This is a genomic window from Streptomyces polyasparticus, assembly GCF_014493765.1.
GTDB lineage: Bacteria > Actinomycetota > Actinomycetes > Streptomycetales > Streptomycetaceae > Streptomyces > Streptomyces polyasparticus.
In genome coordinates this window covers 150,407-175,977 of the sequence record NZ_JACTVJ010000016.1, presented here as the reverse complement: position 1 = coordinate 175,977, position 25,571 = coordinate 150,407, and the positions used below count along the sequence as shown (strand labels likewise).

At 70.1% G+C, this 25,571-nt stretch carries 20 protein-coding genes; 11 read left to right on the top strand and 9 right to left on the bottom strand.

Annotated elements, in window-relative coordinates; genetic code table 11:
• Positions 1-91 precede the first annotated feature (91 nt).
• Entirely contained in the window at positions 92-1,600 is a 1,509-nt protein-coding gene (locus H9Y04_RS30540; RefSeq protein WP_214661773.1) for an MFS transporter, read from the bottom strand.
• Between the two features lie 273 nt (positions 1,601-1,873).
• Here H9Y04_RS30540 and H9Y04_RS30535 point away from each other — a divergent pair, with 273 nt between their 5' ends.
• Positions 1,874-2,788, top strand: coding sequence for a LysR family transcriptional regulator (locus H9Y04_RS30535; protein ID WP_187817322.1), 915 nt, complete (start codon positions 1,874-1,876; stop codon positions 2,786-2,788).
• 221 nt (positions 2,789-3,009) lie between these two features.
• On the opposite strand, the gene H9Y04_RS30530 is transcribed toward H9Y04_RS30535, so the two are convergent.
• Positions 3,010-3,807 (bottom strand): sirohydrochlorin chelatase, encoded by a 798-nt coding sequence (locus H9Y04_RS30530; RefSeq protein ID WP_187817321.1) that lies wholly within the window; start codon positions 3,805-3,807, stop codon positions 3,010-3,012.
• A gap of 458 nt (positions 3,808-4,265) precedes the next feature.
• Between H9Y04_RS30530 and nirB the strand changes: the two genes are divergently transcribed.
• From nirB to H9Y04_RS30505, 5 genes are all read left to right on the top strand, one after another.
• Positions 4,266-7,028, top strand: coding sequence for a nitrite reductase large subunit NirB (nirB, locus tag H9Y04_RS30525; RefSeq protein ID WP_187817320.1), 2,763 nt, complete (start codon positions 4,266-4,268; stop codon positions 7,026-7,028).
• Between the two features lie 225 nt (positions 7,029-7,253).
• Positions 7,254-8,669 carry a NarK family nitrate/nitrite MFS transporter gene (locus H9Y04_RS30520; RefSeq protein WP_187817319.1) on the top strand — a complete coding sequence of 472 codons (1,416 nt, stop codon included), beginning with the start codon at positions 7,254-7,256 and terminating at the stop codon, positions 8,667-8,669.
• Positions 8,670-8,941: 272 nt separating this feature from the next.
• On the top strand, positions 8,942-11,212 hold the full coding sequence (pflB, locus tag H9Y04_RS30515; RefSeq protein WP_187817318.1) for a formate C-acetyltransferase: 2,271 nt from the start codon (positions 8,942-8,944) through the stop codon (positions 11,210-11,212).
• Positions 11,213-11,359: 147 nt separating this feature from the next.
• Entirely contained in the window at positions 11,360-12,208 is an 849-nt protein-coding gene (gene pflA, locus H9Y04_RS30510; RefSeq protein WP_187817317.1) for a pyruvate formate-lyase-activating protein, read from the top strand.
• Between the two features lie 109 nt (positions 12,209-12,317).
• Positions 12,318-12,518 carry a hypothetical protein gene (locus H9Y04_RS30505; RefSeq protein WP_187817316.1) on the top strand — a complete coding sequence of 67 codons (201 nt, stop codon included), beginning with the start codon at positions 12,318-12,320 and terminating at the stop codon, positions 12,516-12,518.
• Between the two features lie 58 nt (positions 12,519-12,576).
• Here the strand turns inward: H9Y04_RS30505 and mscL are convergent, their stop codons facing one another.
• The 6 genes from mscL to H9Y04_RS30475 all read right to left on the bottom strand — a co-directional run bounded on the left by mscL (position 12,577) and on the right by H9Y04_RS30475 (position 18,485).
• Positions 12,577-13,050 carry a large conductance mechanosensitive channel protein MscL gene (gene mscL / locus H9Y04_RS30500; protein WP_308801216.1) on the bottom strand — a complete coding sequence of 158 codons (474 nt, stop codon included), beginning with the start codon at positions 13,048-13,050 and terminating at the stop codon, positions 12,577-12,579.
• 138 nt (positions 13,051-13,188) lie between these two features.
• Positions 13,189-13,599, bottom strand: coding sequence for a hypothetical protein (locus H9Y04_RS30495; RefSeq protein WP_306660192.1), 411 nt, complete (start codon positions 13,597-13,599; stop codon positions 13,189-13,191).
• 480 nt (positions 13,600-14,079) lie between these two features.
• On the bottom strand, positions 14,080-14,913 hold the full coding sequence (locus H9Y04_RS30490; RefSeq protein WP_187817314.1) for an S-methyl-5'-thioadenosine phosphorylase: 834 nt from the start codon (positions 14,911-14,913) through the stop codon (positions 14,080-14,082).
• A gap of 81 nt (positions 14,914-14,994) precedes the next feature.
• On the bottom strand, positions 14,995-15,318 hold the full coding sequence (locus H9Y04_RS30485) for an FmdB family zinc ribbon protein (RefSeq protein ID WP_187817313.1): 324 nt from the start codon (positions 15,316-15,318) through the stop codon (positions 14,995-14,997).
• Between the two features lie 67 nt (positions 15,319-15,385).
• Positions 15,386-16,657 (bottom strand): MFS transporter, encoded by a 1,272-nt coding sequence (locus H9Y04_RS30480; RefSeq protein ID WP_187817312.1) that lies wholly within the window; start codon positions 16,655-16,657, stop codon positions 15,386-15,388.
• 364 nt (positions 16,658-17,021) lie between these two features.
• Positions 17,022-18,485 carry a potassium/proton antiporter gene (locus H9Y04_RS30475; protein ID WP_438818169.1) on the bottom strand — a complete coding sequence of 488 codons (1,464 nt, stop codon included), beginning with the start codon at positions 18,483-18,485 and terminating at the stop codon, positions 17,022-17,024.
• A gap of 245 nt (positions 18,486-18,730) precedes the next feature.
• Between H9Y04_RS30475 and H9Y04_RS30470 the strand changes: the two genes are divergently transcribed.
• On the top strand, positions 18,731-21,475 hold the full coding sequence (locus H9Y04_RS30470) for a penicillin acylase family protein (protein WP_187817311.1): 2,745 nt from the start codon (positions 18,731-18,733) through the stop codon (positions 21,473-21,475).
• Here H9Y04_RS30470 and H9Y04_RS30465 read toward each other — a convergent pair.
• Complete coding sequence (locus tag H9Y04_RS30465) at positions 21,465-22,082, bottom strand: 5-formyltetrahydrofolate cyclo-ligase (protein ID WP_187817310.1); 618 nt, start codon at positions 22,080-22,082, stop codon at positions 21,465-21,467. The genes H9Y04_RS30470 and H9Y04_RS30465 overlap by 11 nt on opposite strands.
• A 96-nt stretch (positions 22,083-22,178) precedes the next feature.
• Here H9Y04_RS30465 and galU point away from each other — a divergent pair, with 96 nt between their 5' ends.
• The 4 genes from galU (at position 22,179) to H9Y04_RS30445 (ending at position 25,565) form a co-directional block, all read left to right on the top strand.
• Positions 22,179-23,084 (top strand): UTP--glucose-1-phosphate uridylyltransferase GalU, encoded by a 906-nt coding sequence (gene galU / locus H9Y04_RS30460; protein WP_187817309.1) that lies wholly within the window; start codon positions 22,179-22,181, stop codon positions 23,082-23,084.
• A complete protein-coding gene (gene glp / locus H9Y04_RS30455; protein WP_187817308.1) occupies positions 23,081-24,403 on the top strand; it encodes a molybdotransferase-like divisome protein Glp in 1,323 nt (440 codons plus the stop codon). The genes galU and glp overlap by 4 nt, the downstream gene beginning before the upstream one ends.
• Before the next feature lie 227 nt (positions 24,404-24,630).
• A complete protein-coding gene (moaC, locus tag H9Y04_RS30450) occupies positions 24,631-25,059 on the top strand; it encodes a cyclic pyranopterin monophosphate synthase MoaC (protein ID WP_236071676.1) in 429 nt (142 codons plus the stop codon).
• Positions 25,056-25,565 (top strand): MogA/MoaB family molybdenum cofactor biosynthesis protein, encoded by a 510-nt coding sequence (locus tag H9Y04_RS30445; RefSeq protein WP_187817306.1) that lies wholly within the window; start codon positions 25,056-25,058, stop codon positions 25,563-25,565. Before moaC ends, H9Y04_RS30445 begins: the two co-directional genes overlap by 4 nt.
• The last annotated feature ends 6 nt before the right edge of the window (positions 25,566-25,571 follow it).

The window sequence follows — 25,571 nt, the reverse complement described above, 5'->3', positions numbered from 1 at the left end:
GACCCTGCACGCGGCAGGCCACCCTTCGAGGCGGGCCCGAGGCCCCGCCCGCCGACGGTGGACAGGACCCCGGGCTGCCCGGATCAGGCTGTCAGTGCCCGACCGGTACGTGCGGTGCGGCCTGCGGTTCCTTCTGCTCCGGCGCCCCGGCCGCCGTCCGCGCCCGTCCGGACGACCGGTGCAGGAGCAGGAGCAGCGCCGTGACCAGACCGGCGAGGGCGAACACCGCGGTGGCCAGGAAGCCCGCGCGGAAGCCGTCGTTGAGCCCGGCGGCGTCGGTGCCGGTCGTGTACGCGAAGGCCACCGAGGAGGCGATGGCGATACCGAGCGCGGCGCCGATCTGGAACACCGCGTTGTTGATCCCCGACACCAGACCCGACTCCTCGGGCCGCGCGCCCGTCAGCGAGGCGATCGAGGCCGCCACGTTCGTACTGCCGATGCCGGAGCCGAAGATCACGAGACCGAAGAACAGGTCGCTCCAGTAGCCGCCGTTCGGATCGATCTGCGTGAGCAGCAGCAGACCGCCGGACAGGAGCGCCATGCCGGTGATCGCGATCGGCTTGTAGCCCAGCTTGGCGACCAGCCGGGCGCTGACGTTGGCGCCGATGATCGACATGACCGCGTACACCGCCGTGCTCAGACCGAACTTGACCGCGCTGTAGCCGAGCACCTGCTGGGCGTACAGCGAAGTGATGAGCGCGCCTCCGTACACCGCCATGGCGACGATCGCCATCAGGATGTTGCCGCCGACGACGGTGGCCGAGCGGAAGATCCGCAGCGGTACGAGGGGTGCGTCCGACCGCGCCTCGATCACGGTGAACACCACGAGCAGCACGGCCGCGGCGATCAGCATCCCGATCGTCTGCCCACTGCCCCAGCCCACCAGGGGCGCCTCCGACACCGCGTAAACGAGCAGGGCGATGGCGGCGGTGACGGTCACCGCACCGGCCGGGTCGAACCGGCGGCGTCCGGGCTGTACCGGTGTCTTCCGCAGCAGCTTGGGGCCGAGCAGCAGGACGGCGGCCACCACCGGCACGTTGATGTAGAAGATCCACTCCCAGCCGAGGCCGTCGGTGATCGGGCCGCCGATCAGCAGCGCGGCGGTGGCACCGAAGGCGCCGATGCCGGTCCAGATGCCGAGCGCCTTGTTGCGCTCGGGGCCCTCGGCGAAGGTGTGCATGAGGACGGCCATCGCGGTCGGTGTCATCACGGCGGCGGCGACGCCCTGGACGACGCGCGCGGTGATCAGCACCTCGTCGGTCCAGGCGAGTCCGCAGAAGACGGAGGCGACGCCGAACAGCGCCGTACCGAGCAGGAACATCCGGCGTCCGCCGAGCAGATCGGCCGTACGGCCGCCGAACATCAGCAGTCCGCCGAAGCTCAGCAGGTACGCGCTCATGACCCACTGGACACCGCCGGGCGCGAAACCGAGTTCCGTCTCGATCGCGGGCAGGGCCAGCATGACGATCTGCGAGTCGACGATGACCATGAAGAACGACGCCACGAGGAGGGTGAGCGCCTGCCATCTTCGGGGGTCGGGAGTGCTCTCCCCGCCGGGAGGGCGCTGAGGAGTGCGCCGGTCGGCGCGCTGACGGGACATGAGAGGTCTCGTTCCCTTCGATTCCGTGTCATACGGCGGCATTTCGCCGCGTGAGAGGGCAGGGCTGAACGGCCCCGCGGGTCTCGCGGCGGCGCAACTGTCCTTCGGGGACGGGCCGTCGGCCTGCTGTGGCCGGCCGGACCGGAGGGGGCCGCCCCGGTTGCGGTGCACCGGCCTTCCCCGTTGACCAGTGTGGTTGCGCGAGGAGAAGGTGATCAACAGCGAAGTCCTCACCGCTCGGTAAGGTGCGCTTACCGCTCACGGGGGTGCGGGATGAACTGGCAGGAGCTGGAAGCATTCCTGGTACTGGCGGAGGAACTGCACTTCGGCCGCACGGCGGAACGGCTGCTCGTCTCGCGGGCGCGCGTGAGCCAGCTGACCAAGGCGCTCGAACGCCGCGTCGGCGCCCCGCTGTTCGAGCGGTCGAGCCGCCACGTGGTGCTCACCCCGCTCGGCAGACAGCTGCGCGACGACGTGACCCCGTACCACCAAGGACTCCTGGAAGCCCTTGCGCACGCGACCGAGACCGCACGCGGCACCGAAGGCGTCCTGCGCGTGGGCTTTTCCAGTCCCCTGGCGGGGGAGTTGGTGATGCGCGCCGTGGAGGCGTTCCGCGGGCAGTACCCCCGCTGTGAGGTGCAGATCCGCGAGGTCCATCTGTCGGACCACTTCGGGCCTCTGCGCGCGGGCGAACTCGATGTGCAGCTGACCGAACTGCCGGTGTCCGAAACGGATCTGACGGTCGGTCCGGTGCTGCTGCGCGACGACCGGGTGCTCGCGGTGTCCGCCGGACACCGGTTCGCGGGCCGTACGACGGTCTCGCTGGAGGACCTCGCCGACGAGACCGTCCTCATGATGGACGGGATGCCGGAACCCTTCAGGGACTGGCTGGTGCCGGCCCGTACACCGGGCGGCAGACCCATCCGGTGTGCGGCGACGACCCGCTACTGGCAGGAGCTGCTCGCCCTGGTCGCCGCGGGCGAGGGCGTCACGGTGGCCGCCGCACAGGGGGCGCACTACTACCCGCGCCCCAACCTGGTCTACGTCCCGTTCGACGACGCCGGCCCGATCGAGTACGCGCTCCTGTGGCGCGGCGGCGCGCCGTCCACGAAGGTCCGCGCGTTCACGGGGGTGGCGACGCGGGTGTGCGACGAGGGTGTGCGGGGAGGGGCGGGGCTGAGGGGCTGAGGGGCGAGGCTTCAGGCGGGGGCGCTCGTACGGTCAGGGGGTGACTGGCGGACGGTCAGGGGGAGACGTCTCTCGTCCGGGGAGGCTGCGGCGTTTCTCGTAGAGGGAGGCCGACGGTGAGGCCGCAGCGTTCCTCGTACGGTGAGGCCGCAGCGTTCCTCGTACGGTGAGGCCGCAGCGTTTCTCGTACGGAGACGCCGAGTCGGCCAGGCGCCGTACGGTCAGGCCGAGACCTTCAGGCGTCGCACGGCGGGGCGCGAAGCTGCCGCGTAACGGCGCAGCACCAGGCGCGCGATGCGCGGGTGGTCGGCGAGCGGCTCCGCGACCGTCCAGGCGTCCGTCCGCGCGAGGGCGTGGGTGAAACGGCCGGGGGCGAGCAGATGCGTGGCGACGGCGATGCGCCGGTAACCGGCGGCCCGCAGCCGCGCGACCGCATCGGGCACCGTCGGCTCGGACGACGAGCAGTACGCGGGCAGCACCGGGATGGGGCCCCGCTCGGCGTCGAGCAGCACACAGAGCTGGCTGACGGCGGTGCGGGCCCCGTCGTTGCCGCCTTCCCGCGAGGATCCGGCCGCTGCCACGACCACGGCGTCGGCGCGCGCCCCGGCCCGGCTCTCGGCCTCGCGCAGCCGCCCGTACAGCGCGAGCGCGACATCGGATTCCCCGCTGAGCCCGTCGGTGAGGACGGTCTCGAGCGCCCGCGGTGCGGACAGCACCCCGGGAATGTCCACGGTCCGGTGGAACCCGTCCCCGAGCAGCAGCGGCACGACCACGGCCCGCCGCTGTCCCGCGCGGTCCAGCTCGTCGAGCACCTCGGCGAGCGAGGGCTCCTGGTGGTCCATGTGCCCCACGAGGGGCCGCATCCCGCCGAGCGCCTCGACGGCCTCGACCAGCCGCCCGATCGTCGCTCCCGCTTCGGCGACGGCGCTGCCGTGTACGGCGAGCACGAGCGCGGGGGAGTGGTCGTCCGGGGTGGCGGTGGGGCGGGACACGTCGACGAGGGCAGCAGCAGGAGCCATGCCTTCGACGCTACGGACCGCGCCGCCCGCTGAGTAGCGGCCGTAAGCCCTCGGCCCGAGGGCCGCTGGTCCTTCGCCCGGCCCCCGCGGCTCCTCCGAACGACCAAGGCCCTTCCCGGCCTCCGAACGACCAGGGCCCTTCCCGGCCTCCGAACGACCAGGGCCCATCCCGGCCTCTGAACGCCCGAGGCCCTGCCCGGCCTCTGAACGCCCGAGGCCCTGCCCGGCCTCCGAACGCCCGAGGCCCTTCCCGGCCTCCGAACGACCAAGGCCCTTCCCGGCCGCACCGGCCGCAGAGGGCGGCGCCTGTGCCGCCGACCCCGCCGGACCCTGCCACAAGACCCGCCCCCCAAGGGCCCCACGACCTGTGCAAAGAGGTCCTTCACGGCCCAGCAGCCCAACCCCCGCGACCTACCGTCGAAGGAGGCATCCCCTACGCACGCCGGAGTGAGACCACCATGACCCAGACCCTGGTACTGATCGGCCACGGCATGGTGGGCCAGCACTTCCTGGACGTCCTCGCCGAACGCGGCGCCTTCGACGGCGACAACGGCCCCGGCTGGAAGGTGATCGTCCTCGCCGAGGAGGACCGCCTCGCCTACGACCGCGTCCACCTCTCCTCCGCCTTCACCGGCACGGAACCCGACGAACTCGCCCTCACCACCCGCGAGTTCATCGAGCAGCACGGCATCGACCTCCGCCTGGGCGACCCCGCCGAACACATCGACACCGCCACCCGCCAGGTCACCACCGTCTCCGGCACGGTCGTCGACTACGACGCCCTGGTCCTGGCCACCGGCTCGTACCCCTTCGTGCCCCCGATCGACAACGCCGACGCCCCGGGCTGCTTCACGTACCGCACCCTGTACGACGTCGAGACCCTCACCGCATACGCCGAGAAGGCGAAGAGCGGCGTCGTCGTCGGCGGCGGTCTTCTCGGCCTCGAAGCGGCCGGTGCCCTGCGCACCCTCGGACTGCGGACCCACGTCGTGGAGTTCGCCCCGCGCCTGATGCCCCTCCAGGTCGACGACGGCGGCGCCGCCGCCCTGCGCGCCACCATCGAGGGCATGGGCGTCGCCGTGCACACCGGCGTCGGCGCGAGCAGTGTCGAGACCGACGGCGACGGCCGCACCCGCGCCCTGCGCCTGTCCAACGGCGAGACCGTCAACGCCGACCTCGTCGTCTTCTCCGCGGGCGTCCGCCCCCGCGACCGCCTCGCCCGCGAGGCCGGCATCGCCGTCGGCGACCGCGGCGGCGTCGTGGTCGACGAGCACTGCCGCACCACCGACCCGTACATCTACGCCATCGGCGAGTGCGCCCAGACCGCCGACGGCCGTGTCTACGGCCTGGTCGCGCCCGGCTACCAGATGGCCGAGACCGCCGCGGACGCCCTCGCGGGCGACGGCGCCAAGGTGTTCAACGGCGCCGACACCTCCACCAAGCTCAAGCTGATGGGCGCCGACGTCGCCTCCTTCGGCGACCCGTTCGCCCAGGAGGGCCCGGACGGCGCGGTCTCCGTGGTCTTCTCCGACTCCCGCGACGGCGTCTACAAGAAGCTGCTCCTCGGCCCGGACGGCGCCCTGCTCGGCGGCATCCTCGTCGGCGACGCCGACGCGTACTCCTCGCTCAAGCCGCACACCGGCAAGCAGCTCCCCGCCCCCGCCGAGGCCTATGTCGGCCCCGCGACGGCCGCCGACATCCCCGGCGCGGACGCCCTGCCCGACGACGCGGTCCTGTGCTCCTGCCACAACGTCACCAAGGCCCAGGTCACCGAAGCCATCGCCACCGAGGGCATCACCGATCTCGGCGGCATCAAGAAGTGCACCAAGGCCGGTACGGGCTGCGGCGGTTGCGTCAACACCCTGCAGGCCGTCCTGGACGCCGAACTCGCCGCCGCCGGCATCGAGAAGTCCAAGGGCCTGTGCGAGCACTTCGAGCTGAGCCGCTCGGAGATCTACGAGAAGATCCGCACCGAGCACATCCGCTCCTTCACCGAACTCCTCGAGAAGTACGGCAAGGGCGAGGGCTGCGTCGTCTGCAAGCCGGTCGTCGGCAACGTACTCGGCACGCTGGGCCCGGAGTTGGGACTCACCCACATCCTCGACGGCGAACAGGCCGGTCTGCAGGACTCCAACGACCTGTTCCTCGCCAATCTCCAGAAGGACGGCACCTACTCGGTCGTCCCGCGCGTCCCCGGCGGCGAGATCACCCCCGAGGCGCTCATCGTGCTCGGCGAGATCGCCCATGACTACGGCCTCTACACGAAGATCACCGGTGGTCAGCGCATCGACCTGTTCGGCGCCCGCGCCGAGCAACTCCCGGAGATCTGGCAGCGGATGGTCGACGCGGGCTTCGAGTCCGGGCACGCCTACGGCAAGTCCCTGCGCACGGTGAAGTCCTGCATCGGCGCCAAGTTCTGCCGCTTCGGCCAGGGCGACTCCGTACAGCTCGCCATCGACCTGGAGCTGCGCTACCGCGGCCTGCGGGCGCCCCACAAGATCAAGGGCGGTGTCTCGGGCTGTCTGCGCGAGTGCGCCGAGGCCCGCGGCAAGGACATCGGCGTCATCGCCACGGCCAACGGCTGGAACCTCTACGTCTGCGGCAACGGCGGCACCACCCCCCGCCACGCCGACCTCCTCGCCGCCGACCTGGACGCGGGCGAACTCTTCCGTCTCATCGACCGCTTCCTCATGTACTACGTCCGTACGGGCGAGCGCCTGGAGCGCACTTCGGCCTGGCTGGAGCGCATGGACGGCGGCCTCGACCACCTCAAGTCCGTGCTCATCGAGGACTCCCTGGGCATCTGCGCCGAGCTGGAAGCCCAGATGGAGCGCCATGTCGCCGCCTACCAGGACGAGTGGGCCGCCGTGCTCGCCGACCCGGAGAAGCTGAAGCGCTTCAAGCCGTTCACGGCCGCGCCCGAGGACGGTGTCGACTTCCGCCAGGACCTCGTCGCGGACCTGGAGCCGGGCCGCGGCCGTGTGGCCGTGCTGCCCGACGGCACCGAGGCGGCCCTGTTCAAGGACCGCTCCGGCGCGCTGTACGCGGTCGGCAACCACGACCCGTACTCCGGCGCCGCCGTCATCGCGAACGGCATCATGGGCAGCCGTGACGGCGTCCCCACCATCGCCTCGCCCATGCACAAGCAGGAGTTCGACCTGCGCACCGGCCTGAGCCTGGACGACCCCGAGGTCGCCCTCGGCGTCCCCGAGCTGCCGTAGCCGTACGACGCGACGCCCCGGGCCGGTCCTGTACGAGGGCCGGCCCTCCCGGCGCATCCCGGCCGGCGGAGCCGGTCCGAGGGTCCCGCCCCCGCCGGTCCCAACGTCCGTTCCGACACAGGCCCATGGCCTGCGGACAACGCGACTTACGCCTCTGCTGCCACGGAAATACGGGACGCAACCTGGATGGGTACGGATCAACTCCTCCACCCCCAGGAACAGCGCATGCCTGCCGTCAAGGAAACAGTCGAGGTCGCACAGCGGTCGTACGACCCCGCGCAGTACCGTCCGGGCCGTCCCATCACCGACTGGGAGCCCGAGAACGAACTCTTCTGGAAGTCCACCGGCAAGCGCGTCGCCCAGCGCAACCTGTGGATCGCCGTCCCCGCCCTGCTCGTCGCCTTCGTGGTGTGGCAGGTCTGGTCCGTCACCGCGACGAACCTCAAGGACGTCGGCTTCTCCTTCACCACGTCCCAGCTGTTCTGGCTGACGGCCATCCCCGGCCTGACCGGCGGCACGGCCCGTATCTTCTACACCTTCCTCGGTCCGAAGATCGGCCAGCGCACCTTCACCGCGCTCTCCACGGTCGTCCTGATCGTCCCGCTCCTGTGGCTGGGCTTCGCGATCCAGGACACCTCGACGTCCTTCGGCACCATGGCGATGATCGCCGCCCTGTGCGGCATCGGCGGCGCCAACTTCTCCTCCTCGCTCGCCAACATCGGCTTCTTCTTCCCGAAGAAGGAGAAGGGCAACGCGACCGGTATCAACGGCGGCCTCGGCAACCTCGGTGTCTCCGTCGTCCAGCTGCTCACCCCGATCGTCATCACCAGCTCGGTGATCGCCATCGGCTCCGGCCAGCACAACGCCAAGACCGGCGCCACCGTCTACCTCCAGAACGCCGCCTTCCTGTGGGTGCCCGTCCTGATCGTCCTGGCGCTCATCGCCTGGTTCGGCCAGAACGACCTGAAGACCGCCTCCACCTCCTTCAGCCAGCAGAAGATCATCTTCAAGCGCAAGCACAACTGGCTGATGACCTGGCTCTACGTCGGCACCTTCGGCTCCTTCATCGGCTTCGCCGCCGCCCTGCCGATGCTGATCAAGACCACGTTCCCGGCCTACTCCGTCGCCACCTACGCCTGGATGGGCCCGGCCCTCGGCGCCCTCGCCCGCTGGGCCGGCGGCTGGATCGCCGACAAGATGGGCGGCGCCCGCGTCACCATCCTGTCCTTCGTGGGCATGGCCGTGTCGATCATCGGCGTGATCAACTTCCTTCCCGCGGGCGGCAACGACGGCAACTTCGCCGGCTTCTTCGCCTGCTTCCTGGCCGCGTTCTTCTTCTCCGGCATCGGCAACGGCTCGACCTTCCGCCAGATCCCGGTGATCTTCCGCAACCAGCACCTGAAGGGCCTGACCGAGGGCACGCCCGAGTACGCGAAGGCGCTGAAGCAGACCGAGATGGAAGCGGGCGCCGTCACCGGCTTCACCGCCGCCATCGCCGCGTACGGCTTCTTCTTCATCCCGGCCCTGTTCGCCAACTTCGCGGTGACCAGCGCCATGTGGGGCTTCGTGGCCTTCTACGCCAGCTGCATCGTGGTCACCTGGTGGTTCTACGCCCGCAAGGGCGCCGAGTCGCCGTCCTGATCCGGCCGTCACACCGGGCCCCCGAAGACCGCACGCCGGTTTTCGGGGGCTTTGTGCTACCCGGGGCGAAAAACTTGTGAAAGTTTTCACAAGCGGACAATGGTCCAAAGTCCCAGGTGAAACCGCAGGTCGGAGGCTTACGGGCGAGGGGGGGGGCCGCCGAGTGAGGGGACCATTGGTACCGGATCAGGGACCAACGCCGACTCAAATGATCGATCAAACGGAGTCCAATGGTGAGTAAGCAATGACGCGGCAATTCGGAAGGTGCGGCCATGACTGCAGCTCCTGCGGAAGCAACGGTTAACGGCGAGGCCTGGGACGGCTTCAAGGGCGGGCTGTGGCGCGACGCCATCGATGTCCGTGACTTCATCCAGCAGAACTACACGCCGTACGAGGGCGACGACACGTTCCTCGCGGGCCCCACCGAGCGCACCACCGCCGTGTGGAAGGCCATCACGGACAAGTTCCCCGAGGAGCGCGAGAAGGGCGTCTACGACGTCGCGTACGACATCCCGTCGACGATCACCTCGCACGCCCCGGGCTACATCGACCGCGACAAGGACCTGATCGTCGGTCTGCAGACGGACGCCCCGCTCAAGCGCGCGATCATGCCGTACGGCGGCTGGCGCATGGTGGCCGGCGCCCTGGAGACCTACGGCTACCCGGTCTCCGAGGAGCTCGAGAAGGTCTTCACCGAGTACCGCAAGACCCACAACGCCGGTGTCTTCGACGCGTACACCCCCGAGATCCGCGCGGCCCGCAAGGCCGGCATCGTCACCGGTCTGCCGGACGCCTACGGCCGCGGCCGCATCATCGGCGACTACCGCCGCGTGGCCCTCTACGGTGTCGACCGCCTCATCGAGTTCAAGAAGCAGGAGAAGGAAGAGCTCAACGTCCTTCCCGCGGGCAACCGTTCGCTCGAGGAGACCATCCGGCTGCGCGAGGAGCTCTCGGAGCAGATCCGCGCGCTCGGCGAGCTGAAGCAGATGGCGCAGTCCTACGGCTACGACATCTCCGCCCCCGCCAGGACGGGCCGCGAGGCCATCCAGTGGCTGTACTTCGCGTACCTCGCCGCCGTGAAGGAGCAGAACGGCGCGGCCATGTCCCTCGGCCGCACCTCCACCTTCGTCGACGTCTACCTGCAGCGTGACATCGAGGCCGGCATCCTCACCGAGGAGCAGGCCCAGGAGCTCGTCGACGACTTCATCATCAAGCTCCGCATCGTGCGCTTCCTGCGCACCCCGGAGTACGACCAGCTGTTCTCCGGCGACCCGACCTGGGTCACCGAGTCGATCGCCGGTATGGGCGAGGACGGCCGTCCGCTGGTCACCAAGACCTCCTTCCGCTACCTGCAGACCCTCTACAACCTCGGCCCGGCCCCCGAGCCGAACATGACGGTCTTCTGGTCGCCCCAGCTGCCGCAGGGCTTCAAGGAGTTCTGCGCCAAGGTCTCGATCGACACCTCCTCGGTGCAGTACGAGTCCGACGAGCTGATGCGCCCGCGCTTCGGCGACGACACCGCCATCGCCTGCTGTGTCTCGGCGATGCCGGTCGGCAAGCAGATGCAGTTCTTCGGCGCCCGCGTGAACGTCGCCAAGACCCTCCTCTACGCGATCAACGGCGGCCGCGACGAGAAGTCCGGCGCCCAGGTCGGCCCGGACACCGGCGCGATCACCTCCGAGGTCCTCGACTACGACGAGGTCATGCGGAAGTTCGACGAGCAGATGGAGTGGCTGGCGAACGTCTACGTCCACTCGCTGAACGTCATCCACTACATGCACGACAAGTACGCCTACGAGCGCATCGAGATGGCGCTGCACGACCGCGACGTGCGCCGCACCATGGCCTGCGGCATCGCCGGCCTCTCGGTCGCCGCGGACTCCCTGTCGGCCATCAAGAACGCCAAGGTCACCGTCCACCGCGACGAGACCGGTCTCGCCACCGACTACACCATCGAGGGCGACTACCCGGCGTACGGCAACAACGACGACGAGGTCGACTCGATCGCCGTGTGGCTGGTCGAGGAGTTCATGAAGAAGGTGCGCAAGCACCCGACCTACCGCGAGGCCGAGCACACCCAGTCGGTGCTGACCATCACCTCGAACGTGGTCTACGGCAAGAAGACCGGCAACACCCCCGACGGCCGCCGCGCGGGCGAGCCCTTCTCGCCGGGCGCCAACCCGATGAACGGCCGTGACACCCACGGCTACATCGCCTCGGCGATGTCGGTGGCGAAGCTCCCGTACGAGGACGCCGAGGACGGCATCTCGCTGACCAACACCGTCACCCCCGACGGTCTGGGCCGCACCCCCGAGGAGCGGATCAAGAACCTGGCGGGCGTGCTCGACGGCTACATGGCCTCCGACGGTTTCCACATGAACGTGAACGTCCTCAACCGGGCCGTTCTCGAGGACGCCATGGAGCACCCGGAGAACTACCCGCAGCTGACCATCCGGGTCTCGGGTTACGCGGTCAACTTCGTCCGCCTGACCCGCGAGCAGCAGCTCGACGTGCTCAACCGCACCTTCCACGGCTCGCTCTGAGCCCCCGGTCCGGCGCGCACCGCGCGCCGGACCTCCGGCTCGCCGCACCGGTGAGCCACCCCCGACTCGCGGCCCCGGGCCCGGGCCCTCACTCCGGGCCCGGGAGCCGCGATCACCAACCCGCTTCTGCCATCCGGGAGTTGTGCCATGACAGTGCTGATCGGCAAGGACATCCCCGTCGGAGCGCCGGACGCCGGCGAACGGACCGGTGAGCACAGCACGACGAGCCTGCCGACGACTCCCGCCGCAGCCGCCACGCACCGTCCCATCGAGGGCTCGGTGCACTCCTGGGACCTCTCGACCGGTGTCGACGGCCCCGGCACGCGCTTTGTGACCTTCCTGGCCGGCTGCCCCCTGGCCTGCCTGTACTGCCACAACCCCGACACGATGAAGATGCGCAACGGAAAGCGCACATCGGCCGACGACGTGATCGCCGAGGCGCGCAAGTACACGACCTTCATCAAGGCCTCGGGCGGCGGCGCCACCATCTCCGGCGGCGAACCGCTCCTCCAGCCGGTCTTCGCCGGTGAGCTCTTCCACCGGATGAAGCACGAACTCGGCCTGCACACCGCCCTCGACACCTCGGGCTTCCTCGGTGCCCGCGCGACCGACGCGATGCTGCGCGACATCGATCTCGTGCTGCTCGACATCAAGTCCTGGGACCGCGAGACCTACAAGAAGGTCACGGCGCGCGAGCTGCAGCCCACCCTCGACTTCGCACACCGCCTCGCCGACCTCGGCAAGGAGGTGCACGTCCGCTTCGTGCTCGTACCCGGCCTGACCGACGACCCGGCCAACATCGAGGGCGTCGCCGCCTTCGCCGGCTCCCTCGGCAATGTCTCGCGCGTGGACGTGCTGCCCTTCCACAAGCTGGGCCAGTCCAAGTGGGAGGCCCTGAACATGCCGTTCACGCTGGCCGACACCCCCTCGCCGACGCCCGAGCAGGTCGCCGCGGCCAAGCGGATCTTCGAGGCCCACGGCCTCAAGGCCGTCTGACCGGCCGCGGCCGTACGGAGTGGGTCGCCGGCCGAGGCCGTACGGAGTGGGTCGCCGGCCTCTGCCGTACGAAGTGGGTCGCCCCGCGCACCGGACGTACCCTGGACGCATGAGCACCGCCCCGAAGCCCGGCGACGACGAGCGCCCCGAGCAGCCGAAGCCCAAGCCTGCGCTGATCTTCGACGACCCGCTCGACCAGCAGTCGTCCGACGACACGGACCGGGGCTGGGGCGAGCGGCCGGCGGGGAGCGGCGACAGCGCCGCGGACCTCGCACGCTTCCTCGACGAGAAGCCGCCCCACCACATCTGAGGGCGGCCGCCCCACCGCAGCCGACCACCCCACCGCAGCCGACCGCCCGGGCTGCGCCTTACTGCTCGCGCTGCCCCGGACCCCGCTGCGCCACCACGGCGTCGCGGATCTCCTTGAGCACCTCGAGCTCGGTGATCTCCATCGTCTCCTGGACGCCTTCCTTCGCCTTGCGCCGCTGCTCCACCTTGGCCAGGTACTTCGCCATGGGCAGCACCATCAGGAAGTAGACGACCGCGGCGGTGATCAGGAAGCTCAGGACGGCGCTGAGCACCGAGCCCCACATGATCAGGATGCCTTCGGGCTCGCCCGCGGCGTTCACGCTGCACGGGTCCTTCAGGCACGAGCTGTACTTGTCGAGATCCTTCGTGCCGAACGCGCCGACCAGCGGGTTGATGACGCCCTTCACCACGGAGTTCACGATGTTGGTGAACGCGGCACCGATGACGACCGCGACCGCCAGATCGACCACATTCCCGCGCATCAGGAACGCCTTGAAGCCTTCGAGCAGACTCGGCTTCTTCTCCTCGCTCACGGTTGAGCCTTTCGTCGCATGTGCAATGGAAGCTGGGGAAACTGAAGCTGCCATTAGGCACAGCAGGCCGAAGCGGCGTCCAATCCATGCACACGAACAGGTGAGTTGAGGAACGGCCGCGCGTGCGCAGCGGCGCACTCATCGCAGCGTCACCGCGAGCGGTGTGCCCGCGCCGGCCCCCACGAGAGCGGTGGACACGGACCGCGTGACCTCGAGGACCACCAACGCCCCGCCGTCGAGGCCCTCTTCCGCCGCCTCGGGAACCTGGGCCACGCGTGCGTCCGCCGCCACGACCCGGGCCCGCTCACCGTGTTCGCCCGCGGCCACCACATCGACCCGGTCGCCCGGCTCGAGCAGGCGTACGGCCCTGGCATCGGCGATACGTACGGGAGCCGAGACCAGCTCGACGGGCCGGGCGGCAGGGGCAGGGACGGCCCCGGCATCCGCCGCCGGGTCACCGGACTCCCGCCCGCCGAGCGCCAGCGTCGCCGCGGCGACCGCGAGTCCGGCCGCGAGGGTACGTCTGCGCCGCCGCAGCGCCCTCCTCAACCGCGGGCTTGCGCCCCGTACATGAAGAGGGGAGAAGTGCGGAACGTCGCATGCGGGCGCGGGCACGACCGGCGCGGGGACAGCGGGGGAGGGGGAGCCGGGCAGAGAGGAGCGGGGGGAGCCGGACAGAGAGGGGTGGAGGGAGCCGGGCAGAGAGGAGTGCGGAAGGGGACGAGTGGTGGACACAGGGATCACCGCCTGACGTGAGGGACGTCGTCGAACGCCCCTCACGATCCCCGCATCGCCGCAATCCCGCCGAGCCCTGTGGACAACCACCGGCCTGTGGACAACTCGCTCATCCGAACGAGGAGTTCAGGTGACACCGAGCCGCACCTCGCCGGGTGCGCCGATAGCCTGGAAAGGGCTTCGGCCCCCGGGTGGGAGGGGACTGTCCGGCCCCCGCGTGGGAGGGACCGTCCAGCCCCCGCGTGGGAGGGACCGTCCAGCCCCCGCGCGGGAGGGACCGTCCAGCCCCGCTCCTCACGGCAGCTCGATCCCCAGATCCCACCCGTCATGCGCATGCGTGCACAGGCAGTCCCGCGCCGAGGTCTCCGGCAGCGCGCCCACCACGTCGAAGAGCACCTCGCGCAGCCGCCCGACGTTCTCCCCGAACACCCTCAACACCTCGGTGTGCGAGACTCCTTCACCGGTCTCCGCACCGGCGTCCAGATCCGTCACCAGCGACATCGACGTGTAGCAGAGCCCCAGTTCACGGGCGAGCACCGCCTCCGGGTGCCCGGTCATGCCGACCACCGACCAGCCCATCGCGGCATGCCACTGCGACTCGGCGCGCGTGGAGAAGCGCGGCCCCTCGATCACGACCATCGTGCCGCCGTCCACCGGCTCCCAGTCCCGCCCGCGCGCCGCCTTCAGCGCGGCACTGCGGCCCACCGGGCAGTAGGGGTCGGCGAAGGTCGTGTGGACCACGTTCGGCACCGTGCCGTCCGGCAGCGGATGCCCGTCGAAGAAGGTCTGCGCGCGCGCCTTCGTACGGTCCACGACCTGGTCGGGAACGAGCAGCGTGCCGGGCCCGTACTCGGGCCGCAGCCCGCCGACGGCGCACGGGCCGAGCACCTGGCGCACGCCCACGGAGCGCAGCGCCCACAGGTTCGCGCGGTAGTTGATGCGGTGCGGCGGCAGCTTGTGGTCGCGGCCGTGCCGGGGCAGGAAAGCCACGGTCCGGCCGGCGAGCTCGCCGAGGAAGAGGGAGTCGCTGGGCGCTCCGTAGGGGGTCTCGACCGTGACCTCGGTCACGTCCTCCAGGAAGGAGTAGAACCCGGAGCCACCGATCACGCCGATCTCTGCGTTCGCCATGTGATCAGCGTAGCCATACGCCAGAACCCCGCTGCCGGTCGGGCAGCGGGGTTCTCGAAAGCGTAAGGAACGTGCGAAGCGTCAGGCGGCCGACGTCGTCGACGAGGAGGAAGACGACGTCGTGGAAGACGAAGACGAGGACGACGTCGAGGACTTCGCAGCCGAAGAGCTGGACGACGAGCCGGACGAAGACGAGGACGACGACGCCGGCGTGCTGCTCGACGAAGAGCCGCGGCTGTCATTGCGGTAGAAGCCCGAGCCCTTGAACACGATGCCGACCGCCGAGAACACCTTCTTGAGGCGTCCGTTGCAGCTCGGGCACTCGGTCAGAGCGTCATCGGTGAACTTCTGCACCGCCTCGAGGCCTTCGCCGCACTCGGTGCACTGGTACTGATACGTCGGCACTTGCTTCCTCCTGGCACTCTCACTCGATGAGTGCTAACGACGTTCCATAGTGACGTATTCCTCGGGATCAGTCCACCGTGGCGAGCGCGCGGTGACCGACACCACGTGCCACGGTGCGTCCCTTGGACGCCGGCGCGAGCCTGCCGCGCAGGGCGAACAGGGTCAGCAGGGCCAGTGCGGTGGCGACCGCGGGGACCAGGAATCCGTAGCTCGCGCCATGCGCGTCGGCGAGCCGTCCGGCCACCGTCACGGCGGCGGCCTGCCCGAAGGCGACCGCACCCGTCAGCCAGGTGAACGCCTCGGTGCGGGCGGCGGCCGGCACGAGCTGCTCGACCAGCGTGAACGCGGTGATCAGGGCCGGGGCGATCGACATGCCCACGAGCAGGCCGACGATCGCGAACAGGGTGACCGAGTTCAGCGTCCACAGCGTGGCGGCCATGGCGGTCAGCGCCGTGTAGCCGAGCAGCAGCCTGCGCCGCGGCCCGATCTTCCAGGCGACGGCACCGCAGGCGATGCCCGCGATCATGTTGCCGGCCGCGAAGATCCCGTACAGCAGACCGTTCACACCGGACTGGCCGATCTCCTCTGCGAAGGCGGTCAGCGAGACCTGCATGCCGCCGAAGACGGCGCCGATGCCGAGCATCGCGACGATCAGGGCGCGCACGCCCGGGATCGACAGGGCGGAGGCCTGCTTGCCACGCTCGCCGCCGGCCGCGTGGCGGGCCGGCTGGGTGCCGCGCTGCGCGGCGAACAGGAGGCCGCCCGCGAGGGTCAGGACCGCCTGGGCGGCGAGACCCGCGCCCGGGTGGACGACGGTGCACAGAAGCGTGGACAGGACGGGGCCGACGACGAAGGTGAGCTCGTCGGTGACGGACTCGAAGGCCGCGGCGGTCGGCAGCAGGTGCCTGCGGTCGGGCCGGTCGAGCACGGAGGCCCAGCGGGCCCGGACCATCGGGCCGACCTGCGGCACCGAGGCACCGGCCGGCACGGCCGCGAGGAACAGCGCCCACAGCGGGGCGTCGGCCAGGGCCAGGGCGGCGAGCAGGATCACCGAGACGGCGTTGACCAGGACGCCGGGGATCAGGACGGCCGACTGTCCGAAGCGGTCCGCGAGCTTGCCGCTCTGCGGCGCGAACAGGGCCATGGAGATACCCGTCACAGCGGCGACGGCGCCCGCGCTGCCGAACGAGCCGGTCGTGTGCTGCACGAGGAGCACGATCGACATCGTGAGCATGGCGAAGGGCTGCCGTGCGGCGAAGCCGGGCAGGACGAACGAGAGTGCGCCGGGAGTGCGCAGAAGCTGGCCGTAACCAGGGCGGGAGTTGACCGTGGACACCACGGTCCTTGCCTTTCTGCTGCCTGGTAGCGGGCCCGTGTGGCATCGCCGAGAGCTGTCCATCGTGCGCAGGGATCGTCGGTGATGCCCGGCCCCTGCGGGGGACCTCGGCCGCCGTGCGAACGCGCCAGCTCTGCATCAGACAGAGGTGATTCGTTTGCGGTATTCCTTCATTGTACGGGGTCCAGGCGGTCTGCGCCTCGTAAATGCGAGCTCGCAGCAAGCCGCCACCTGCGATTGGTCCGCCGTTAACCCGCGTCAGCCCGCACAACCGCTCACGGTCGCCCCGCAAAACCGCTCACGGTCGGCCCGCACAACCGCTCACGGTCGGCCCGCACAACCGCTCAAGGTCGCCCCGCACAACCGCTCAGGACGCCCCCGTCCCCAGCCACCCGGCCAGCTTGCCGCCCTGCCCCACGTCCCGCAGCCGCTTCTCCGCCGCGTCCCGCACCGGATCCGTGGCCACGACCAGGAGCTCGTCCCCGCGCCGCAGGACCGTCGTCGGCAGCGGTACGAAGGACTTCCCGTCGCGTACGACGAGGGTGACCGCGGAACCGGCCGGCAGCCGCAGCTCCGCGACCTCGACGCCGTGCATCTTGGACTTCTGCGGGATCGCCACCGAGAGCAGATGGCCGCGCAGCCGCTCGAGCGGCGCGGATTCGATGCCCAGGTCGGCCGCCTCGCCGGAGTCGCCCAGCTTCAGGGCCTTGGCCAGCCACGGCAGCGTAGGACCTTGGATGAGCGTGTAGACGATCACGAGCACGAAGACGATGTTGAAGATCCGCTCGCTGCCCTCGATCTCGGCGACCATCGGGATGGTCGCCAGAATGATCGGCACCGCGCCGCGCAGCCCGGCCCAGCTCATCAGGGCCTGTTCACGCCACGGGATCTTGAACGGCAGCAGGCTGAGCACGACCTCCAGGGGGCGCGCCACCATCGTCAGGATCAGGCCGATGAGGATCGCCGGCCAGACGTCGTCGAGCAGCTTGTGCGGTGTGACCAGGAGCCCGAGCAGGACGAACATGCCGATCTGCGCGATCCAGCCGAGCCCGTCGGCGAAGCCGCGGGTGGCCGGCCAGTGCGGCAGCTTGGCGTTGCCGAGGACCATCGCCGCCAGGTAGACGGCGAGGAAGCCGGAGCCGTGCGCGATGGCACCCGCCGCGTACGCCGTGACCGCGATCGCCATGACCGCGATCGGGTACAGGCCGGAGGCGGGCAGCGCGACATGGCGCAGGCCCCACGCGCCGAGGAAGCCGACCGCGAGGCCGATGGCGGCGCCGATCGCGAGTTCGAGGGCGATCTCGCCGACCAGGACGTACCAGGCGTGCACCGGCTCCACGGAGGAGAACGCCACGACGAGGATCACGACCGGGGCGTCGTTGAATCCGGATTCCGCTTCGAGCACGCCGGTCACGCGCGAGGGCAGCGGCACCTTGCGCAGGACGGAGAAGACGGCCGCGGCATCGGTCGAGGAGACGACCGCGCCGATGATCAGCGCCTGGCGCCAGTCGAGCCCGACGAGATAGTGCGCACCGGCAGCCGTGATTCCCACGCTGACCGCCACACCCACGGTCGACAGGACGATCGCGGCCGGCAACGCGGGCTTGATTTCCCTCCACTTGGTGCCAAGGCCACCTTCGGCAAGGATCACCACAAGTGCGGCATAGCCGATGACCTGGGTCAACTCGGCATTGTTGAAGGTGACATTGAAGATCCCGTCCTGGCCTATCGCGATGCCGATGCCCAGATACAGGAGCAGGCTCGGCAGCCCGCTGCGCGAGGAGATCCGTACCGCGGCGACGGCGATGAGCAGGACGAGCGAGCTGATCAAGAGGAGCTCATTGAGCTGATGGACAGTCAGTGGCCGGTCCTTTCGCGCGCGGTCGCCTCACCGGAGAGGTCGGTACTTCGTTACCTTACCTAATCGTTAACGCTTTCTTGACGGCCTTCTTTTTCCTTCCGCTACGGTCCGGGTGGCGACAACCGACACCGCGTCCTGGCACAACACACCCTGCGCCTAAGGTTGCTCCTGCACTCAAAGGACCGCTCCACCGCTCGGACCACACAAGGACAGCGATGCCCGCGAACACCACCGCCCCTTCGGGTGGCCGCAAGGCCGGCCGGAAGAAGGGGCGCCGCGCCCGACTGATCGTGCTCACGCTGACGGTGGCGCTGGTCGCGGGCCTCGCATTCGGCGCCTGGTGGAGCATCAGCACCGTGCGCGCTTCCCTTCCGCAGACGAAGGGCTCGATCAGCCTCGACGGCCTCTCGGCCCCCGTGGACGTACGCCGCGACGCCCAGGGCATCCCGCAGATCTACGCGGACACCAGCGAGGACCTGTTCCGCGCGCAGGGTTACGTGCAGGCGCAGGACCGCTTCTGGGAGATGGACGTCCGCCGCCACATGACCTCCGGGCGGCTGTCCGAGATGTTCGGCGACGGACAGGTCGAGACCGACGCGTTCCTGCGCACGCTCGGCTGGCGCAAGGTCGCGCAGGACGAGTACGACAAGAAGCTGTCGCCCGAGACGAAGAAGTACCTGCAGGCGTACGCCGACGGGGTCAACCAGTACCTCGAGGGCAAGTCGGGCGAGGACGTCTCCGTCGAGTACGCGGCCCTCGGCTTCACCACCGACTACAAGATCGAGAAGTGGACCCCGGTCGACTCGGTGGCCTGGCTGAAGGCCATGGCCTGGGACCTGCGCGGCAACATGCAGGACGAGATCGACCGCGCGCTCATGTACAGCCGGCTCGGCCCGAAGCAGATCGGCGAGCTCTACCCCGGGTACCCGTACGAGACGCACAAGCCGATCGTGCAGGAAGGTGCCGTCGACAGCGCGACCAACACGTACAACCCGAACGGCACCGCCACTCAGCAGCAGCAGTCGGGCACCCCCGCGACGCAGGGGACGGCCGGCGCCGCCCTGAACACCCAGCTCTCCGGCCTCTCGAAGGTCCTGGAGAACATGCCGGATGCGGTCGGCCCCAACGGCAACGGCATTGGCTCCAACTCCTGGGTGGTCTCCGGCGAGCACACCACCACCGGCAAGCCGCTGCTCGCCAACGACCCGCACCTGGCGCCCCAGCTGCCCTCGCTCTGGTACCAGATGGGCCTGCACTGCCGGAATGTCTCGGCCGAGTGCCAGTACGACGTCTCGGGCTACACCTTCTCCGGCATGCCCGGCGTGATCATCGGTCACAACCAGGAGATCGCCTGGGGCATGACCAACCTCGGTGCCGACGTCACCGACCTCTACCTGGAGAAGATCCAGGGCGACGGCTACCTCTACGACGGCAAGGTGGAGCCGTTCCGGACCCGCCAGGAGACCATCAAGGTCGCCGGCGGCGAGGCACGGCAGATCACGGTCCGCGAGACCAACAACGGCCCGCTGCTCTCCGACCGCAGCGACGAGCTCGGCAAGGTCGGCGAGGAGGCGCCCGTCGACAGCGCCGCCCCGGACCGCTCCGACGGCTACGCCGTGGCGCTGCGCTGGACCGCGCTCGAGCCGGGCAAGTCGATGGACGCCGTGTTCAAGCTCAACAGGGCGAAGGATTTCAAGGAGTTCCAGGCCGCGGCCGCGGACTTCGAGGTGCCCTCGCAGAACCTGATCTACGCCGACACCGACGGCAACATCGGCTACCAGGCTCCGGGCCGCATCCCCACCCGCGCCGCGAAGTACGACGGCACACTGCCGGCCCCCGGCTGGGACCCCGCCTACCGCTGGACCGGGTACATCCCGCAGAAGGCGCTGCCCTACGAGTACAACCCCGACCGCGGCTACATCGTGACCGCCAACCAGGCCGTGATCGACGAGGACAAGTACCCGTACCACCTGACGAAGGACTGGGGCTACGGCGCGCGCAGCCAGCGGATCAACGACCTCATCGAGGGCAAGATCAAGGACGGCGGGAAGATCTCGACCGAGGACATGCGCACCATGCAGATGGACTCGAGCAGCGAGATCGCCAAGCTGCTCAACCCTCTTCTGGTCAAGCTCGACATCTCGGACCCCGACGTCCGCGACGCGCAGAAGCTCCTCGAGGGCTGGGACGGCACCCAGGACGCCGACTCGGCCGCGGCCGCGTACTTCAACGCCGTCTGGCGCAACATCCTGAAGCTGGCGTTCGGCAACAAGCTGCCCAAGGAGCTGCGGGTCAAGGGCTCCTGCATCAGCGTCCCGCCGGCCGACAAGACCGGCCCGATCGACAACCCCGACGAGCGGGTACGCGAGTGCGGCGAGCGGGACGCGGACGCGGCGCAGCCGGACGGCGGCGACCGCTGGTTCGAGGTCGTACGACAGCTCGTCAAGGACGAGGACAGCGAGTGGTGGCAGACGCCCAAGAGCCGTACGGACACGGCCACCACCACGCGTGACCAGCTGTTCGCGCGGGCCATGGAGGACGCGCGCTGGGAGCTGACGGCCAAGCTCGGCAAGGACATGGACACCTGGAGCTGGGGCCGCCTGCACACCCTGGAGCTCAAGAACCAGACCATCGGCACCGAGGGCCCGGGCTTCATGCAGTGGCTGCTCAACCGGGGCCCGTACAAGCTCGGCGGCGGCGAGGCCACGGTCAATGCGACCGGCTGGAACGCGGCCGGCGGCTACCAGGTGATCTGGGTGCCGTCGATGCGGATGGTGGTCAATCTGCAGGACTTCGACAAGTCCAAGTGGATCAACCTGACCGGTGCGTCGGGGCACGCGTACAGCCCCAACTACACCGACCAGACCGAGAAATGGGTCAAGGGCGAGCTCCTCGACTGGTCCTACGGGAAGGACGCGGTCGAGGAGTCGACCGAGAACCATCTGGTGCTCAAGCCGTAAAGGTGCGCACCCCCGAGGGGGTCACCACCGCGTGCACGGGGTGGTCGTGAGGTTCCGCCGGAACCTGCGCGACCACCTCGTTCTCGTAGAGCAGCACGATCAGTTCGGGATGTGCGCCGGCCCGCTCGAGCCGGGCGAGCACCCGGTCGTACGAGCCGCCGCCGCGTCCCAGGCGCATGCCGCGCGCATCGACCGCGAGCCCCGGAAGGAGCACCGCGTCGGCCCGTGTGACGGCCTCGGGCCCGAGCCGGTCGCCCTCGGGTTCGAGCAGGCCCCGGGCGGCCGGCGCCAGGCGGCCGGGACCCTCGTACTCGGCCCAGTCGAGATCGTTGTCCGGCAGCAGCACAGGCAGCAGCACTCGTACGCCGCGGGCCCGCAGGGCGTCGAGCAGCACCCGCGTGCCGGGTTCGCGTCCGACCGAGACATACGCGGCGACCACCGCGCCCTCGGCCGCGAGGACGGGCAGCGCGAGCGCCTGCTTGCCGAGCGCGGCCGCGGCCACCTGCATGTCATCCGGTGTCAATGCCCTCCTCACGCCGAGGAGTTCCGCGCGCAACCTCTGCTTGGCAGCTTTGCTTCCGGCTTTGCTCTCGGTGTCGCTGCTCACAGCTCGTTCACACAAATCAGTCCCAATCCTGTGCAAAGAGAATGAATTAACCGGAGGCAAAGCTTCCGCCCATTCTCGGCAGATAAGGTGCGGGACATGACTGAGCGCCCCACGATCACCAAGGCTGTCATCCCGGCAGCCGGTCTCGGCACCCGCTTCCTGCCGGCCACCAAAGCGACCCCGAAGGAAATGCTCCCGGTGGTCGACAAGCCGGCCATCCAGTACGTGGTGGAAGAGGCGGTTGCGGCCGGCCTGTCCGACGTCCTGATGGTCACCGGCCGCAACAAGCGCCCGCTCGAGGACCACTTCGACCGGAATTACGAGCTGGAATCCGCCCTGTCCAAGAAGGGCGACGCCGACCGCCTCGCCAAGGTCCAGGAGTCCAGCGACCTCGCCACCATGCACTATGTGCGCCAGGGCGACCCCAAGGGTCTCGGCCACGCCGTCCTGTGCGCGGCCCCGCACGTGGGCAACGAGCCCTTCGCGGTCCTCCTCGGCGACGACCTCATCGACGCCCGCGACCCGCTCCTGCAGCGCATGGTCGAGATCCAGGCCCGCGAGGGCGGCAGCGTCATCGCGCTGATGGAGGTCGACCCCGCGCAGATCCACCTGTACGGCTGCGCCGCGGTCAAGCCGACCGCCGACGAGGACGTCGTGCAGATCACCGGCCTGATCGAGAAGCCGGACGCCGCCGAGGCGCCGAGCAATCTCGCGATCATCGGCCGCTATGTACTCGCTCCGCAGATCTTCGCCATACTGCGGGAGACCGAGCCCGGCCGCGGCGGCGAGATCCAGCTCACCGACGCGCTGCAGAAGCTCGCGACGTCCGACGAGGGCGGCCCGGTGCACGGCGTGGTCTTCAAGGGCCGCCGCTATGACACCGGTGACCGCGGTGACTACCTTCGTGCCATCGTCCGGCTCGCGTGCGAACGTGAAGACCTGGGCCCGGACTTCCGGACCTGGCTTCAGAGTTACGTCACCGAGGAGATGCAGCAGTCTTGAGCAGCAGCACCACGGATCAGGCCGCCCACGTGTGGTCGGTGACCGAGCACCTCGAGGACATCCTGGCGACCGTCCAGCCGCTGGAGCCCATCGAGCTCCAGCTCCTGGACGCCCAGGGCTGTGTCCTCGTCGACGACGTCACCGTCCCGCTGTCGCTGCCGCCCTTCGACAACAGCTCCATGGACGGCTATGCCGTCCGGGTCGCCGATGTCGAGGGCGCCAGCGAGGAGTTCCCCGCCGTCCTCGAGGTCATCGGGGATGTCGCGGCGGGCAGTCCGGGCGAACTGACCGTGGGCGCCGGCCAGGCCGCGCGCATCATGACCGGGGCACCGCTGCCGCCCGGCGCGGAAGCGGTGGTCCCGGTCGAGTGGACCGACGGCGGCCTCGGCGCGGGCCCGGTCGGCACGATGACCCCGCACAGCGCGTCCCCCGAGGGCGCATCGGGCGAGGTCAGGGTGCACCGGCCCGCCGGTGCCCGGGCGCATGTCCGCGCCCAGGGCAGCGATGTCCAGGCCGGCGAGCAGGCGCTCGCCGCGGGCACCGTGCTCGGCCCCTCCCAGATCGCCCTGCTCGCTGCGATCGGCCGTGCGACGGTACGGGTACGGCCCCGGCCGCGCGTGGTCGTGATGTCCACGGGCAGCGAACTGACGCAGCCGGGCGAGGAATTGGGCCCCGGCCAGATCTACGACTCCAACTCCTTCGCGCTGACCGCCGCGGCCCGCGACGCCGGGGCCATCGCCTACCGCGTCGGTGCGGTCGCGGACGACGCCGAGACCCTGCGCTCCACCATCGAGGACCAGCTGATCCGCGCGGATCTGCTGGTCACGACGGGCGGGGTCAGCGTCGGCGCGTACGACGTGGTCAAGGAAGCGCTGCAGAGCGTGGGCGACGAGGACGAGGCGGGCGCGGGCATCGAGTTCCGCAAGCTCGCCATGCAGCCGGGCAAGCCCCAGGGCTTCGGCTCCATCGGCCCCGACCACACCCCGCTGCTCGCGCTGCCCGGCAACCCGGTGTCGTCGTATGTCTCCTTCGAGCTGTTCGTACGCCCGGCCATCCGCGCCCTCATGGGCCTGCCCGAGGTCAACCGCCCGAGCGTGCGCGCCGAGCTGCGCTGCGACGAGGCGCTGTCGTCCCCGAAGGGCAAGCGCCAGTTCCTGCGCGGCTCCTACGACGCGGAGGCGGGCGTCGTCCGTCCCGTCGGCGGGGCCGGCTCGCATCTGATCGCGGCGCTCGCGCAGGCGGACTGCCTGATCGTGGTGCCGGAGGACGTGGCGGAGGTCGCGCCCGGGACCGAGCTGGACGTGATCCCGCTCGGCTGAGGAGAAGTTCCGGGGTATCGAGCCTCCGCAGGCGCGCGAGTCCTGATCCTCCCGGTCCTCGCCGACCGCACCCCACCTGCTACCGGTACCGTGTCGCCCACACACGGCCCGCGCACGGCCCTCCGCACGGGGCACGCGCACGGCCGCACACGGCCCGACCGGGAGCGCAGCAGCACGTGAGCACGCAGGACCGCTTGACCCATATCGACGAGGCGGGCGCCGCCCGCATGGTCGACGTGTCCGGGAAGGACATGACCGAGCGCATCGCCCGTGCCTCGGGCCGCGTACTCGTGACGCCCCAGGTGATCTCGCTGCTGCGCGGCGAGGGCATGCCCAAGGGCGATGCCCTCGCGACCGCCCGTATCGCCGGAATCATGGGCGCCAAGAAGTGCTCCGACCTGATCCCGCTCTGCCACCCGCTGGACATCGCCGGGGTCAAGCTCGACCTGTCGGTCGCGGACGACGCGGTGGAGATCCAGGCCACGGTGAAGACCACGGGCCGCACCGGCGTCGAGATGGAGGCCCTGACCGCGGTGTCGGTCGCGGGCCTCACGGTGGTCGACATGGTCAAGGCCGTCGACAAGGGCGCGGTCATCACGGACGTACGGGTCGAGTCCAAGTCGGGCGGCAAGTCGGGCGACTGGAGCCGGGCATGACGTATCGCGCGCTCGTCGTCACCGCGTCCAACCGCGCCGCCGCCGGGGTCTACCCCGACAAGGGCGGCCCGATCCTCGCCGAAGGCCTGCGCGCGCTCGGCTTCGAGGTCGAAGGACCGCAGGTCGTCCCGGACGGCGATCCGGTCGAGGCCGCGCTGCGGGCCGGCGTCGAGGCCGCGTACGACGTGATCGTCACGACCGGCGGCACCGGCATCTCGCCCACCGACGCGACCCCGGACGCCACCCGCCGCGTCATCGACTACGAAGTGCCCGGAATCCCCGAGGCCGTACGGGCGTTCAGCCGGGACAAGGTGCCGGCCGCCGCTCTGTCGAGGGGCCTGGCAGGCGTCGCGGGCCGCACCCTGATCGTGAACCTGCCGGGCTCGACCGGGGGAGTGCGCGACGGGCTCGCCGTACTGGAGTCCGTCCTGGTCCACGCGGTCGAGCAGCTGCACGGCGGTGACCACCCCAGGCCCGCCGACCAAAGTACGGGGAGCCCGAGCTGAACAGCC